Origin of the sequence: Pseudomonas sp. NFACC41-3 (genome assembly GCF_900109505.1) — a bacterium.
Lineage (GTDB): Bacteria > Pseudomonadota > Gammaproteobacteria > Pseudomonadales > Pseudomonadaceae > Aquipseudomonas > Aquipseudomonas chlororaphis.
On record NZ_FOAE01000002.1, the window covers coordinates 284,681 to 299,402 of the forward strand.

The 14,722-nt window shown below is 64.8% G+C and carries 14 protein-coding genes; 9 read left to right on the plus strand and 5 right to left on the minus strand.

What is annotated here, in order from left to right; all coding sequences use genetic code 11:
• Positions 1–73: 73 nt before the first annotated feature.
• Both BMY68_RS10680 and BMY68_RS10685 read left to right on the plus strand, forming a co-directional pair.
• Positions 74–355: a hypothetical protein gene (locus tag BMY68_RS10680; RefSeq protein ID WP_009045425.1), complete on the plus strand. Its 282-nt coding sequence runs from the start codon at positions 74–76 to the stop codon at positions 353–355.
• A 2-nt stretch (positions 356–357) separates the two neighbouring features.
• A complete protein-coding gene (locus tag BMY68_RS10685; RefSeq protein WP_085532239.1) occupies positions 358–879 on the plus strand; it encodes a helix-turn-helix transcriptional regulator in 522 nt (173 codons plus the stop codon).
• A gap of 18 nt (positions 880–897) precedes the next feature.
• On the opposite strand, the gene treR is transcribed toward BMY68_RS10685, so the two are convergent.
• Positions 898–1,602 (minus strand): trehalose operon repressor, encoded by a 705-nt coding sequence (gene treR, locus BMY68_RS10690; RefSeq protein WP_007929570.1) that lies wholly within the window; start codon positions 1,600–1,602, stop codon positions 898–900.
• A 337-nt stretch (positions 1,603–1,939) separates the two neighbouring features.
• On the opposite strand from treR, the gene treP reads away from it, so the two are divergent.
• The 7 genes from treP (at position 1,940) to tadA (ending at position 11,512) form a co-directional block, all read left to right on the plus strand.
• Complete coding sequence (gene treP / locus BMY68_RS10695; RefSeq protein WP_009045423.1) at positions 1,940–3,382, plus strand: PTS system trehalose-specific EIIBC component; 1,443 nt, start codon at positions 1,940–1,942, stop codon at positions 3,380–3,382.
• Positions 3,383–3,497: 115 nt separating this feature from the next.
• On the plus strand, positions 3,498–5,147 hold the full coding sequence (gene treC / locus BMY68_RS10700) for an alpha,alpha-phosphotrehalase (protein WP_085532237.1): 1,650 nt from the start codon (positions 3,498–3,500) through the stop codon (positions 5,145–5,147).
• A gap of 109 nt (positions 5,148–5,256) precedes the next feature.
• The gene (locus BMY68_RS10705) at positions 5,257–6,480 is read left to right on the plus strand and encodes a maltoporin (protein ID WP_085532235.1); all 1,224 of its coding nucleotides are present in this window, start codon (positions 5,257–5,259) and stop codon (positions 6,478–6,480) included.
• 60 nt (positions 6,481–6,540) lie between these two features.
• Positions 6,541–9,078, plus strand: a complete 2,538-nt coding sequence (gene ptsP, locus BMY68_RS10710) for a phosphoenolpyruvate--protein phosphotransferase (RefSeq protein WP_085532233.1) — start codon at positions 6,541–6,543, stop codon at positions 9,076–9,078.
• A gap of 2 nt (positions 9,079–9,080) precedes the next feature.
• On the plus strand, positions 9,081–9,380 hold the full coding sequence (locus BMY68_RS10715) for a PTS sugar transporter subunit IIB (RefSeq protein ID WP_085532231.1): 300 nt from the start codon (positions 9,081–9,083) through the stop codon (positions 9,378–9,380).
• A 261-nt stretch (positions 9,381–9,641) separates the two neighbouring features.
• Positions 9,642–11,018, plus strand: coding sequence for a multicopper oxidase family protein (locus BMY68_RS10720; RefSeq protein WP_085532229.1), 1,377 nt, complete (start codon positions 9,642–9,644; stop codon positions 11,016–11,018).
• Positions 11,018–11,512, plus strand: a complete 495-nt coding sequence (tadA, locus tag BMY68_RS10725) for a tRNA adenosine(34) deaminase TadA (RefSeq protein ID WP_085532227.1) — start codon at positions 11,018–11,020, stop codon at positions 11,510–11,512. The genes BMY68_RS10720 and tadA overlap by 1 nt, the downstream gene beginning before the upstream one ends.
• A gap of 114 nt (positions 11,513–11,626) precedes the next feature.
• Here the strand turns inward: tadA and cmoB are convergent, their stop codons facing one another.
• From cmoB to BMY68_RS10745, 4 genes are all read right to left on the minus strand, one after another.
• Positions 11,627–12,583: a tRNA 5-methoxyuridine(34)/uridine 5-oxyacetic acid(34) synthase CmoB gene (cmoB, locus tag BMY68_RS10730; protein ID WP_085532225.1), complete on the minus strand. Its 957-nt coding sequence runs from the start codon at positions 12,581–12,583 to the stop codon at positions 11,627–11,629.
• Positions 12,580–13,323 carry a carboxy-S-adenosyl-L-methionine synthase CmoA gene (gene cmoA / locus BMY68_RS10735; protein ID WP_009050613.1) on the minus strand — a complete coding sequence of 248 codons (744 nt, stop codon included), beginning with the start codon at positions 13,321–13,323 and terminating at the stop codon, positions 12,580–12,582. Before cmoA ends, cmoB begins: the two co-directional genes overlap by 4 nt.
• A 274-nt stretch (positions 13,324–13,597) precedes the next feature.
• A complete protein-coding gene (locus BMY68_RS10740; protein ID WP_085532223.1) occupies positions 13,598–14,233 on the minus strand; it encodes a lysoplasmalogenase in 636 nt (211 codons plus the stop codon).
• 1 nt (position 14,234) lies between these two features.
• Positions 14,235–14,627 (minus strand): protease inhibitor I42 family protein, encoded by a 393-nt coding sequence (locus BMY68_RS10745; protein WP_007930776.1) that lies wholly within the window; start codon positions 14,625–14,627, stop codon positions 14,235–14,237.
• Between the last annotated feature and the right edge of the window lie 95 nt (positions 14,628–14,722).

A 14,722-nucleotide genomic window follows, 5' to 3' on the forward strand; every position in this document is an offset into this window, starting at 1 on the left:
GGTGCGGGTGTTGAAAGATTTCGTGGTTGTCAGTTGACAACCTTTTCATTGTTGACGAGACTGGAGGCCATGGATGGCTCGCACACCTCATCCCAAGAAAGACATTGAAATGGCGCTGCGCTACGCCGAATGGCAGGGCTGGCGCGTCGAAGTCGGCGGCGGTCATGCCTGGGGCAGGATCTACTGCCCTTACAACAGCGAGGTGTGTCGTTGTGGCGAGTTCTGCATCACCAGTGTGTGGAGCACGCCGAAAAATCCCCTCCAGCATGCCCGGGCGCTGTGCCGGGTAATCGACAACTGCACGCTGAATCAGCTGCGCGGCGGGAAAGTCCCGCAACCTCGTCGGGAGTCATGACCATGGAATACCTGTTTACCCTCAACTACCTGCTGCCCGCCCACGACTGCGACCCGCTAGCGCTGGTGGAGCGCCTGGGCGCGGGGGGCTGCACCGACGCGCTGGTCGGTACCGGGCTGGCGGGGCGCCTGGCCCTGGAGTTCAGCCGCGAGGCCGAAAGCGGCGAAGCGGCCCTGCTCAGTGCCCTGAGCGATATCAAGCGGATCATTCCGGATGCGCGGCTGGTAGAGGCCAGCCCGGATTTCGTCGGCCTGAGCGAGATTGCCGATATCGTCGGGGTCTCCCGGCAGAACATGCGCAAGTTGATGCTCAACCATGCCGGCAGTTTCCCCCTGGCGATCCACGAGGGCAGTGCCTCGCTCTGGCATCTGGCGGAAGTGCTGAGCTGGCTGGCGGCCCGGGGCGGTTACCAGTTGCAGCATCCGGTGATAGAAGTGGCGCGGGTCGCGCAATCCGTGAACGTCGCCAAGGAGGCCCGGCGGGTCGGCACCCCGAGCGCCGAACTGGTGGCGCTGCTGGGCTGAGCGGGCCTGCCGCGGTGGTCAGCGTCGGGCGACGTCCGAGAAGTAGAACTTGTCCAGGGTATGGCGTGATTCGGTGTATTCGAACTGCCGGCCGTCCTGCAGGAAGGTCTGGTTGCTGACCACTATCACGTGGCTCTGGCCCTCCAGGTCCAGGTGCTGCTGGTCATCCCGGGTGCGTGGGGTGGCCTCGATGGTCCGCTGGGCGTAGCTGATCTGCAATTGCAGGGTCTGCTCGATATAGGCGTAGATCGAATGCTCGGCAATCTGCCGGTCCAGCCCCGGGATCAACTCGGCGACGAAGTGGTTGATGTCGAGAATCACCCGTTTGCCATCGATACGCCGCACCCGCTTGATGCGGGTAATCAGGCTGCCTTCCTCGGCCTGCAGGTGTTCGCGCAACGCGCCTTCGAGGGGAAACTGGGTGAACTCCACCACCTCGGTGCTGACGTCGTTGCCCAGGCGCGGATAGGTTTCCTGGAAGCTGACAATGCCGCCCAGCTGGAACTCGATCGGGTGCGGCGACAGCACAAAAGTGCCCTTGCCGTGGATCTTCTGGGCGAAGCCGCGCTCCTGCAGCTGCTCGATGGCCTTGCGCACGGTGCCGCGGCTGGCCTGGTAGCTGTCCATCAACTCGGTTTCGGAAGGCAGACGAGCGCCGCGTTCCAGGCGCTCGGTGGTGATGCTGGCAAGCAGATCGCTGTAGATCTGGTTGTATTTACTCATGGGATGGCTCTGTGCCGTCTGCGCTCAAGGCGGGAACCTTAAGGGCCGTGAGCGGATTTGTCTATTTGAGGCGAGTGGGTCGAACGCCTGACTGCGGGTGTCGAAATGGCAATGAAACACCTTACAGCAGTTTAAGAATTTTCTGTCGCGCATGGCGCGCTTTGCCGAAAAGTGTGGATCTAGAGCCGTTTTTGCGCAGAAGAAACTGCCTGCGACCTGGGTTTCTGAACGATGCCGGCAAACTCGTCTGTACGAGTTGTTGCTTTAACTCGTACAGACGAGTATTTTTCGCTTCGGCGTGCTGCCAATAACAAAAAACCAAAGCGGAAGAACAAGCATGAGCCACGATTACTCCACGATCGCCAGCGAGTTGCTGCACAGCCTCGGTGGCGCCGACAACCTCGAACAAGCCGCGCATTGCGTCACCCGCCTGCGCCTGGCGCTCAAGGACCCGAGCCGGGTGGACAGCGCGACGCTGAACCAGATCGATCTGGTCAAGGGCTCGTTTTTCACCGGTGGCCTGTTCCAGGTGGTCATTGGCCCCGGCGAAGTCGAAAAGGTCTATGCTGCGTTGCGCCAACTCACCGGGCTGGCCGCCTCCACCATCGCCGACGTCAAGCAGAAGGGCGCCGACAAGACCAACGCCATGCAGCGTCTGGTGCGAGTGTTTTCCGATGTCTTCATGCCGATCCTGCCGGCGCTGATCATTGCCGGCCTGCTGATGGGGGTGAACAACCTGATCGGCGCCAAGGGCATGTTCATCGAAGGCCGGACCCTGCTCGAGGCCTATCCGACCCTGGATGGCGTGTGGAGCCTGATCAACCTGATGGCCAACACCTCCTTCGTATTCCTGCCGGCACTGGTGGGCTGGTCGGCGGCCAAGCGCTTTGGCGGCAGCGAAATCCTCGGCATTGTGCTGGGCCTGATGCTGGTGCACCCCGACCTGCTCAATGCCTGGAACTACGGCAAGGCCGTGGCCGGGCTGGAGGGCCAGAGCTTGCCGTACTTCGATATCTTCGGTCTGTTCCAGATCGAGAAGGTCGGCTACCAGGGGCAGATCCTGCCGATCCTGCTGGCGGCCTACGTCATGAGCGTCATCGAGAAATGGCTGCGGGCGCGGGTGCCGAATGCGATCACCCTGCTGGTCGTGCCCATCACCACCATTGTGGTCACCGGCGTGCTGGCGCTGGCGGTGATCGGCCCGGTGACCCGGCACCTGGGGATCCTGATCACCGAAGGTGTGGTCACCCTGTTCGAACTGGCGCCGATGGTCGGCGGGGCGATTTTCGGCCTGCTCTACGCGCCGCTGGTGATCACCGGCATGCACCACATGTTCCTCGCCGTGGACTTGCAACTGATCTCGACCCAGGGCGGCACCTTCATCTGGCCGATGATCGTCATGTCCAACCTGGCCCAGGGCAGCGCGGCGCTGGCGGTATTCAGCATGAGCCGCAACGCGCGGGACCGCAGCATGGCCTCGACCTCGGCGATCTCCGCCTATTTCGGCATCACCGAGCCGGCCATGTTCGGGGTCAACCTGCGCTACAAGTTCCCGTTCTACGCCGCGCTGATCGGCTCGGCGCTGGGCTGCATTTTCCTCTCGCTGAACAAGGTCCAGGCCTCGGCCATCGGCGTCGGCGGGCTGCCGGGATTCATCTCGATCATTCCCCAGTACATCCCGATGTTTGTGGTCGGCATGGTCGTCGCCCTGGTGGTGCCGTTCGTGCTGACCTGCGGCTTGAGCATGAAGATCATCCGGCCGGGGTATCGCGTCGCTTGATAAATCGCATCGCGAGCAAGCTCGCTCCTACATGACCGCATATTCCTCTGTAGGAGCGAGCTTGCTCGCGATGAGGCCCTCAAGGCCAGTACCAACCCCATTGAAGGAGCCCGCCATGCAAGACTGGCAGCGTTCGGTGATCTACCAGATCTACCCGAAGAGTTTCTACAGCCACAGCGGCCAGGCCACCGGCGACCTGCTGGGGGTGGTCGACAAGCTCGACTACCTGCACTGGCTGGGCGTCGATTGCCTGTGGCTCACCCCGTTCCTGCGTTCGCCCCAGCGCGACAACGGCTATGACATCAGCGACTACTACGCCATCGACCCGAGCTACGGGACCATGGCCGATTGCGAGCTGCTGATCGCCGAGGCCGGCAAGCGCGGCATCAAGCTGATGCTGGACATCGTGGTCAACCACACCTCTATCGAACATGAGTGGTTCCAGCAGGCGCGCAGCAGCCTCGACAACCCGTATCGCGACTTCTATATCTGGCGCGACCAGCCGAACAACTGGGAGTCCAAGTTCGGCGGTTCCGCCTGGGAGTACGAAGCGCAGACCGGCCAGTACTACCTGCACCTGTTCGACCATACCCAGGCCGACCTCAACTGGGACAACCCCCAGGTGCGCGCCGAAGTGTTCAAGATGATGCGTTTCTGGCGCGACAAGGGCGTGGGCGGTTTCCGCCTGGATGTGATCAACCTGATCTCCAAACCGGCCGATTTCCCGGAAGACGCCAGCGATGGCCGGCGCTTCTATACCGACGGCCCGAACGTGCACCCGTACCTGCAGCAGATGCATCGCGAGGTCTTCGAGGGCTTTGACCTGATCAACGTCGGCGAGATGTCTTCCACCAGCCTCGAGCACTGCATTCGTTACTCGCAGCCCGAGTCGAAAGAGCTGTCGATGACCTTCAACTTCCACCACCTGAAGGTCGATTACCCGAACCTGCAGAAGTGGATCCGCGCCGATTTCGACTTCCTCCAGCTCAAGCGCATCCTCTCCGACTGGCAGAGCGGCATGCAGGCCGGCGGTGGCTGGAACGCGCTGTTCTGGTGCAACCACGACCAGCCACGGGTGGTCTCGCGTTTCGGCGACGACGGCGAGTACCGGGTGGTCTCGGCGAAGATGCTCGCCACTGCGCTGCACTTCCTCCAGGGCACGCCGTTCGTGTACCAGGGCGAAGAGCTGGGCATGACCAACCCCGGTTTTACCCACATCGACCAATACCGCGATGTCGAGACCCTGAACATCTACCGCCTCAAGCGCGAAACCGGCGACAGCGAGGCGGACAACATGGCGGCGATCATGCAGAAGTCCCGGGACAACGGGCGCACGCCGATGCAATGGAATACCGAGGCCCATGCCGGTTTCAGCAGCGTCGAGCCCTGGATCGGCGTGCCGGCCAATGCCGCGCAAATCAACGTCGCGCAGCAGCTCGAAGACCCGGATTCGGTGTTGCACCACTACCGCCAGTTGATTGCCCTGCGCCGTCGCGAGCCGCTGATCCAGGACGGCGAGTATCGCCAGCTGTTGGCCGAGCACCCGCAGGTCTGGGCCTATCTGCGCGAGGGCCAGGGCGAGCGCCTGCTGGTGGTGAACAATTTCTACGGCAGCGCCTGCGAAGTGCAGTTGCCGGAGGGAGTGATGACCGAGCGCATGGAGCAGCGCCTGGTCATCAGTAACTACGCAGACCATCAAACCCGCAGTCGCGAGCTGTTCCTGCGGCCTTACGAGTCCTTTGTCCTGCACCTGATCGACCGCTGACAACCTTCCCCGCATGAGCGTGGCGTGCCCGGCACACCGCGAGCTTTCGCTCGCCGGTAGGGCGGCGCCTGCGGGGAGCACACACAGAATAAAAATAATGGGGTGGCTTATGAAAACAACAATAAATCGCGGTCTTGCAGCCTCTTGCGTCTGCCTGGCCTTGCCGTTCCCGGCCCAGGCCCTGGAGTTCGCCGGTTACCTGCGTAGCGGCCTCGGGACCTCGGTCAACAGCAGCTCGCAATCCTGTTTCCAACTGCCCGGCGCGCAGTCCAAATACCGCCTGGGCAACGAATGCGAACAGTACGCCGAGCTGGAGCTGCGCCAGGACCTGTACACCCTGGACGACGGCTCGGTGCTCAGTGTCGATGCCATGGCGTCGCTGTACAACCAGTACGACCGCAGCCTGACCTTCCAGGGCGACAACGGCTCGGCGCGCATGCCGCAGATGTATGCCCAGTGGTCGAACATGCCCAGCCTCAATGGCGGCTCGCTGTGGGCCGGCCGGCGTTACTACAAGCGCAACGACATCCATATCTCCGACTTCTACTACTGGAACCAGAGCGCCACTGGCGGCGGCATCGAGGACGTGCTGATCGGCGACCTGAAATACAGCTACGCCTTCTCGCGCAAGGACAACCTGTACCAGAAGGACTACATCAACCGGCACGACTTCAACGTCGCCGGTTTCAAGACCAACCCCGGCGGCGAGCTGGAACTGGGCCTGAGCTACATCGACAAGCCCGACAGTCGCGACGCCCATCGGGGGTGGGCGATCACCGCCCAGCATGTGCAAAAGGACTTCCTCGGCGGCAAGAACAAGCTGGCATTGCAGTACGGCGAAGGCCCGGGCACCGGGCTGGGTTACACCGGCAATGTGCAACTGGACGACAGCAGCAAGAGCTACCGCCTGGTGGAGTTCTTCGACTGGCAATTGACCCCGCGCTTTGGCGGGCAGGTCGAGGCGATCTATCAGAAAGACATCCGCCCCGACGGTAACGACCAGAACTGGATCTCCCTGGGTATCCGCCCGGCCTATGCGATCAGCGAGCAGTTCAAGCTGGTCACCGAGCTGGGCCACGACCAGGTCGAAGCCCCCGGCGGCACGCGCAAGCTCAGCAAGTTCACCTTCGCCCCGACCTGGTCGCCCAAGGGGCCGGAATTCTGGGCGCGCCCCGAGGTGCGCCTGTACTACACCTATGCCAGCTGGAACCAGGCCGCCAAGCGCGCGGCTAATGAGCTGGCGGCGGGGTCGGCACTGTCCGATACCGGTGCCTTCGGCACCGCCAGGCATGGTGCGAACGTCGGATTGCAAGTCGAGTACTGGTGGAAATAAGCGATGCTGTCGGGGCTCGCGCTCCATCGGCACTTACAAGAACAAACAGCAGGTGAAGTCATGGCTACAACCCAACAATTGCAACTGCTCGCGCCGCTGTCCGGGCTGCTGATGCCCCTGGAGCAAGTGCCGGACCCGGTGTTCTCAAGCCGGGTCATTGGTGACGGCCTGTGCATCGACCCGACCTCGCAGACCCTGCGCGCGCCGCTGGCCGGTGTGGTCAGCAATGTGCAGGACAGTGGCCATGCGGTGAGCGTCACCGACGACAACGGCGTGCAGGTGCTGATGCACATCGGCCTGGACACGGTGAACCTGGCGGGCAAAGGCTTTAGCCGCCTGGTGCAGGAGGGCCAGCGGGTCGAGGCCGGGCAGCCGCTGATCGAGTTCGATGCCGACTACATCGCCGTGCATGCCCGCAGCCTGTTGACGCTGATGCTGGTGGTCAGTGGCGAGCCATTCACCTGGCTGACAGGGGACAGTGCGTTGGTGGACAGCGGCCAGCCGTTGTTGCAGCTGAGCCTGGACGCGCCTGCGCCAAGCGCGGAGCCCGAGGAAGAGGGCGAGGCTCTGTTTTCCAAACCGGTGACGCTGCCCAATCCCAATGGCCTGCATGCGCGCCCGGCGGCGGTGTTCGCCCAGGCGGCCAAGGGCTTCAAGGCGAGCATCTGCCTGCACAAGCAGCAGGCCAGCGCCAACGCCAAGTCCCTGGTGGCGATCATGGCGTTGCAGACCGCGCAGGGTGATGCCTTGCAGGTCAGCGCGGCGGGCGCGGATGCTGAGGCGGCGATCAAGACCCTGGCCGAATTGCTGGCGAGTGGTTGTGGCGAGGCGGTGACCGCGGTGATCGCCGCCGAACCTGTGGCGCCGGTTGCCGCGCCAGCGGGCAAGTTGCTGCGGGGCGTCTGCGCCTCGACGGGCTCGGCCTTCGGGCAAGTGGTGCAGGTCGCCGAGCAGAAGCTTGAGATCGTCGAGTTCGCCAGCGATCAGGTCGCGCAGCGCGGGCAGCTGGAGCGGGCGCTGGCGCAGGCCACCGAGGCCCTGCAAGCGCTGCGGGACAAGGCCGCCAGCACAGCCCAGGGCGAGATCTTCAAGGCTCACCAGGAACTGCTGGAAGACCCGAGCCTGCTGGAGCAGGCCCAGGCCCTGATCAGCGACGGCAAGAGCGCGGCATTCGCCTGGAACCGCGCCACCGAAGCCACCGCCGAGCTGTTCAAGGGGTCAGGCAGTTCGTTGCTGGCCGAGCGTGCCCTGGACCTGATGGATGTCGGCCAGCGGGTGCTCAAGTTGCTGCTGGGTGTGCAGGACAGCGCCTGGGCCCTGCCGGAGCAGGCGATCCTGATTGCCGAGCAGCTCACCCCGTCCCAGACCGCCAGTCTCGATACCCGCAAGGTGCTGGGGTTCGCCACGGTCGGCGGCGGGGCCACCAGCCATGTGGCGATTCTGGCCCGGGCCCTGGGGTTGCCGGCGATCTGCGGCCTGCCGGTACAGGTGCTGGCGTTGGCCAGCGGCACACCGGTGCTGCTGGATGCCGACCAGGGTGAATTGCACCTGGAGCCTGCGCCGGCGGTGATCGCGCAGTTGCAGGCACGACGTCAGCAGCAACAGCAGCGCCAGCGCCAGGAGTTGGAGCAGTCGGCCCAGGCCGCGGTGACTCGCGACGGCCATCACTTCGAGGTGACGGCCAACGTCGCCTCGCTGGCCGAGGCCGAGCAGGCCATGGACCTGGGCGGGGAGGGCGTCGGCCTGTTGCGTTCGGAGTTTCTTTACCAGGACCGCGGCGTCGCCCCGAGCCACGAGGAACAGGCCGCGACCTACAGCGCCATCGCCCGGGCCCTGGGGCCGGAGCGCAATCTGGTGGTGCGGACCCTGGATGTCGGCGGCGACAAACCGCTGGCCTATGTGCCGATGGAGCCTGAAGCCAACCCCTTCCTCGGCATGCGCGGGATTCGCCTGTGCCTGGAGCGCCCGCAGCTGTTGCGCGAACAGTTCCGGGCGATCCTCGCCAGCGCCGGGCTGGCCCGCCTGCATATCATGCTGCCGATGGTCAGCCAGCTGGCGGAGTTGCGGCAGGCGCGGCAGATGCTGGAGGACGAAGCCCTGGCCCTGGGGCTCAAGGAATTGCCGAAGCTGGGGATCATGATCGAAGTACCGTCGGCGGCGCTGCTGGCCGACCTGTTCGCGCCGGAGGTGGATTTCTTCTCCATCGGCACCAACGACCTGACCCAGTACACCCTGGCCATGGACCGCGATCATCCGCGCCTGGCCAGCCAGGCCGACAGTTTCCACCCGGCGGTGCTGCGCCTGATCGCCTCCACGGTCAAGGCCGCCCATGCCCATGGCAAGTGGGTCGGCGTGTGTGGGGCGCTGGCTTCGGAAACCCTGGCGGTGCCGCTGTTGCTGGGGTTGGGTGTGGATGAGCTGTCGGTCAGCGTGCCGTTGATCCCGGCGATCAAGGCCGGCGTGCGCGAGGTCGAGCTGAGCCAGTGCCAGGCCCTCGCCGGGCGCATTCTCGGTCTGGAAAGCGCCGAGCAGGTGCGCGACGCCTTGCACCAGCATCGGCAATCGACGCTGGCCCCTTCACCGGTTCTGGAGAACTGAACATGTTCGAGAAATTGCAGCGGGCGTTCTGGAAGGCCCTGACCCCGGACCTGGTGCCCGACCAGCCGAAAGCCACAACCCAAGCCAAGGATGACGCAGCCCTGGGGGAGGCCGTGATTGCGGCGCTGGGCGGCGCCAACAACCTCAAGAGCCGGCAGCGCGTGGCCCTGACCCGGGTGCGGGTGGAATTGCATGACCCGACCTTGCTCGATGCCACGGCCTTGCGTAATGCCGGCGTGCCCGGGGTAATGGCGCTGGTCGGCGGCGTGGTGCATCTGCTCGTCGGCTTATCTCCAACGTAGCCGCTGCCGAGCGAGCGAGGCTGCGTACGGATGCGAAGCGTCCGCAACCCAGGCAATGCGTTGCACCTGAGCCACCACGTTGGATGCCTTGGCGGGCGCTGCGCGTCCGTACGCAGCCTCGCAGGCTCGGCAGCGGCTACAGAGGGCGGTGACGCCTGCGGCCGGTCGCCGCGCCGACCTTACTGTTTCTCAACTGCGGGTGTATCGTATTCGCCTTTTGCGGGCCCCGGCCCGCCGCGGATACGTGAGGTAGTTGAGTCCATGTCCTTTACCCGTCGACAGATACTCGGTGGTCTGGCCGGTCTTGCAGTGGTTGGCGTGGGCGCCGGTGGCGCGGCGCGTTACTGGCTGGGCAAGATGGCCGACGCCGAGGCGGGCCATGATTATCAACTGATCGCCGCGCCGCTGGATGTCGAGCTGGTACCGGGCCACAAGACCGAAGCCTGGGCCTTCGGTCCTTCCGCGCCGGGCACCGAGCTGCGGGTGCGCCAGGGCGAATGGCTGCGGGTGCGCTTCATCAACTACCTGCCGGTGGCCACCACCATCCACTGGCATGGCATCCGCCTGCCGCTGGAAATGGACGGCGTGCCTTACGTTTCGCAATTGCCGGTGATGCCGGGCGAATACTTCGACTACCAGTTCCGCGTGCCGGATGCCGGCAGCTATTGGTACCACCCCCACGTCAACAGCAGCGAAGAGCTGGGCCGTGGCCTGGTCGGCCCGCTGATCATCGAAGAGCGCGAACCCACCGGCTTCAAGTACGAGCGCACCCTGAGCCTGAAAAGCTGGCATGTGGATGAAGCCGGCGCCTTCGTGCCTTTCAGCATTCCCCGCGAGGCGGCGCGTGGCGGCACGGCGGGGCGCCTGTCGACCATCAATGGCGTGTCCCAGGCGGTGGTGGAGATCCCGGCCGGGCAGATCACCCGCGTGCGCCTGCTCAACCTCGACAACACCCTGACCTACCGCATCAACATTCCGGGTGTCGAAGCGCAGATCTACGCCCTGGACGGCAACCCCATCGAGCCGCGGCCGCTGGGCAAGGAATACTGGCTGGGGCCGGGCATGCGCATCTGCCTAGCGATCAAGGCACCGCCGGCCGGCGAAGAATTGTCGTTGCGCAACGGCCCGGTGCGCCTGGGCACCTTGCGTTCGGTGGCCAACAGCGACGCGCCGACCGAGTGGCCGCCGGCGTTGCCGGCCAACCCGATCGCCGAGCCGGACCTGGATAACGCCGAGAAGCTCAACTTCAACTTCGAGTGGGTTGGCTCGGTCTCGGTGAACGTGGACAATGGCAAGCCACCGAGCCTCTGGCAGATCAACGGCAAGGCCTGGGACATCACCGACAAGACCTGCGCCGACCGCCCGATCGCCACGCTCAAGAAGGGCCAGAGCTATATTTTCGAATTGAAGAACATGACTCAGTACCAGCACCCGATCCACTTGCACGGCATGAGCTTCAAGGTCATCGCCTCGAACCGCAAGAAGATCACCCCGTACTTCACCGACACCTACCTGCTGGGCAAGAACGAGCGTGCCCGGGTGGCGCTGGTGGCGGATAACCCGGGGGTGTGGATGTTCCATTGCCATGTGATCGACCACATGGAAACCGGCCTGATGGCCGCCATCGAGGTGGCCTGATGCGGCAGATTCGCCCCGCCCGGATCGTCGATCGCAGCCGCGATCAGGACTTCATGCGTGAAGCCCTGGCCCTGGCCGCCCAGGGCGCGGCCCTGGGCGAGGTGCCGGTGGGTGCGGTGCTGGTGCAGGACGGGGAAATCATCGGTCGCGGCTACAACTGCCCGATCAGCGGCAGCGATCCCAGCGCCCATGCGGAGATGGTCGCGATCCGCGCCGCGGCCCAGGCGCTCGACAACTATCGCCTGCCCGGCAGCACCCTCTACGTGACCCTGGAGCCGTGCAGCATGTGCGCCGGGCTGATCGTGCATTCGCGTATCGCCCGGGTGGTGTACGGCGCGCTGGAGCCCAAGGCGGGCATCGTGCAGAGCCAGGGGCAGTTCTTCAGCCAGGGCTTTCTCAACCACCGGGTATTGGTCGAGGGCGGAGTGCTGGCCGAAGAGTGCGGCGCGGTGTTGAGCGAGTTCTTCAAGGCACGCCGCGCCAGTCGCAGCTGAGTCCCTGCCTCTGTAGGAGCGAAGCTTGCTCGCGATGAACGATAACGCGGTGTGCCTGCAGAAACGCGGCGTCTCGATCGCGGGCAAGCCTCGCTCCTACACGGTGTGGGGCATTTATTTCCTGGCGACGATAACGGCGCGCATCGGCGCCGGCAGGCCTTCGATGGTCTTGCTGTGGTCGTTCGGGTCGAGGAAATCGCTCAGTGACTGGTACTTCATCCACTCGGTGCCGCGCTGTTCCTCGACGCTGGTCACGCTCACATCCACGCAACGCACATCGCTGAAGCCGGCACGGCGCAGCCACAGTTCCAGGGCCGGCACCGACGGCAGGAACCACACGTTACGCATCTGCGCGTAGCGGTCTTCCGGCACCAGCACCTGATGCCGGTCGCCTTCCACCACCAGGGTTTCCAGCACCAGTTCGCCGCCCTTGACCAGGCAGTCCTTGAGTGCCAGCAGATGCTCGATAGGCGAGCGGCGGTGGTAGAACACACCCATGGAAAATACCGTGTCGAAGCCTTCCAGGTTGGGCGGCAGGTCTTCGAACGGGAACGGCAGGTGCCACACCGCAGGCTCCGACAGGTAACGCTGCACCGCCTGGAACTGGCAGAAGAACAGCCAGTTCGGATCGACGCCGATCACGCTGTGGGCGCCGGCGCCGAGCATGCGCCACATGTAGTAGCCGTTGCCGCAGCCGACATCGAGGATGCGTTTGCCGTGCAGGTCCAGGTGCTTTGCTACCCGCGACCATTTCCAGTCCGAGCGCCATTCGGTGTCCACATGCACGCCGAACAGGTCGAACGGGCCCTTGCGCCAGGGCGACAGGCCCATCAGCGCGCTGCGCATCTGGGCGCGGGTGGCGTCGTCGCAGTCGGTGTCCAGGGTCAGGCCGTTAAGCAGGTCGATGGTGCTCGGCTGGATCTTCGGCAAGGCGTCCAGCGCGCTCTGCCAGCGCTCCAGGTCGCCGTGGCCCTTTTCCATCTTGGTGTCGAGTTGCGCTTGCAGGGTGTTGGCCCAGTCGGCCAGCGGAGTACCGGCCAGACGGCGGGCGAGGGGGGACAGATCAATCATGGCAAGGCAATCAACGAGGCAAAGTTAAGACACTGGAACCACGGCACGACTTTCGAGAACCCGGCGGCCAGCAGGCGTTCGCGGTGTTCTTCGAGGCTGTCGGGCTTCATGACGTTTTCGATGGCGCTGCGTTTCTGGGCGATTTCCAGTTCGCTGTAGCCGTTGGCGCGCTTGAAGGCGATGTGCAGGTCGGTGAGCAGCGCGTGCTCCTCGGGGTCGTTGAAGCGCAGCTTCTCCGAGAGAATCAGCGCGCCGCCGGGCAGCAGCGCCTGGCGAATGCGCCCGAGCAGGGCCAGGCGCTGTTCGGGGGCGATGAATTGCAGGGTGAAGTTCAGCGCCACCACCGAGGCCGGCTGGAACTCCAGGGCGAGGATGTCGCCTTCGATCACTTCGACCGGCAACAGCTCCTGGAACATCGAGTCCTGGCCGTTGAGGTACTCGCGGCAGCGCTCGACCATGGCCGCCGAGTTATCCACCGCGATCACCCGGCAGCCGTCGGTGCGCACATGGCGGCGCAGGGCCTGGGTCACGGCGCCGAGGGACGAGCCCAGGTCGTAGAGCACGCTGTTGGGCTGGGCGAACTGGGCGGCGAGCACGCCGAGGTTCTCGACAATGGTCGGGTAACCCGGCACCGAGCGCTTGATCATGTCCGGGAACACCCGCACCACGTCCTCGTTGAAGGCGAAGTCGGGCACCTGGGCCAGGGGCTGGGCGAAAAGGCGGTCGGGTTCTTTGCTCACGGCGGTTCCAGCGGTGGAGATAGAAAGAGGGGCGGCATTGTAGCCGCTGACGCAGGCTGCGATAAGGCCCGAAGGGCCTTCAGGGCCGTAAGGGCGACACAAGGTTGATGCCCACCTGTGGCCCTGTAGCCGCTGCCGAGCTTGCGAGGCTGCGCACGAGGACGCAGTCCTCGCCAAGCCTGTGCATGGGGTTTATCTGAAGAGCCGTGGCGACTGGTTTTACGGCCGCTGCGCAGCCGATCGCAGCCTCGCGGGCTCGGCAGCGGCTACAGGTTCAGCGCGGTTTCTGGCGGAAGGCCGAGGCTGCAATCCCCCATTGCCCCAGCCAGTAACTGAGGATGATCAGGTAGGGCGCGGCATCGAAGGCCACCACAAAACGGCTGATGCCGATCACGCTGTCGGAGAACACAAAGGCCACGGCGCCGGCGGCGGCCAGTTGCGCCGAGCGCTTGGGCACCTCACTGCTCAAGCGAGCCAGGGCGCGCCAGAGCATGGCGCTGATGGCCAGGCCGTAGACGATCACCGGCACCAGCAACGGGCCGAGGCCATGGCTGATCAGGATGCCCAGCAACGCCGCGCCGACGACCAGGGCCAGCAGCAGGGGCAAGGGCGCCAGGCGCCGGCAATCGCTGGTATAGGCCTTGAGATAGGCCAGGTGCGCGACCAGGAAGGCGCCGAGGCCGAACACGAACAGGTCGGCGGGCCAGGCCAGCAGCACGTCGCCGAGCAGGGAGAACAACAGGCCGAGGCTGATCCAGCGGCGATAGTCGCTGGGGGGCGCATCGTGCAACCAGCCGAGCAGGGCCAGCACCGGCAGCGGCTTGACCAGCAGGCACAGCAGGGTGGCGTGGATGCTCAGGCCGTAGAGGAAGGTCACCGCGCCCATCAGCGCCAGGATCAGCCAGCCCATGTCATTTGACCGAAATGGCGCAGTCGAAGGCTTTCACCGGCGCGACTTCCGGAGCCCAGGGCTGTTGATAGGTCAGCAGCAGGCGCCCGGTGCCGGCGGCGAAGGCCTGGAAGCGCCAGGTGGACTGGCCGGCGCTGCCTACCAGGCCGCTGTCTTCGGGGTTGCTGTAGACCTCGGGGCTGATTTTGCGCAGCACGCCGCCGGCCGAGTCCTGGATCGCCCAGCGATAACCCGTGGTCGGGTTGCTCGGCAGGGTCAGGATCAGGTTTTGCCCGTTGCTCAGTTGCACTGGGCATTCGCTCTGGTTCTCGACCGTGACGTTGTGCTTGGGTTGGCTGGCGCAGGCGGCGAGCAGGGCGAGGCTGAGGGGCAGCAACAGACGAATCGGTGACATGGGTCAGAAAGCTCCGGTCATGACAAAGGGCGAGCATAACCGAAGATTGAGGAATATGTGGTGGGGCAGGCAGACGTTGTAGGAGCAGCCGGTCG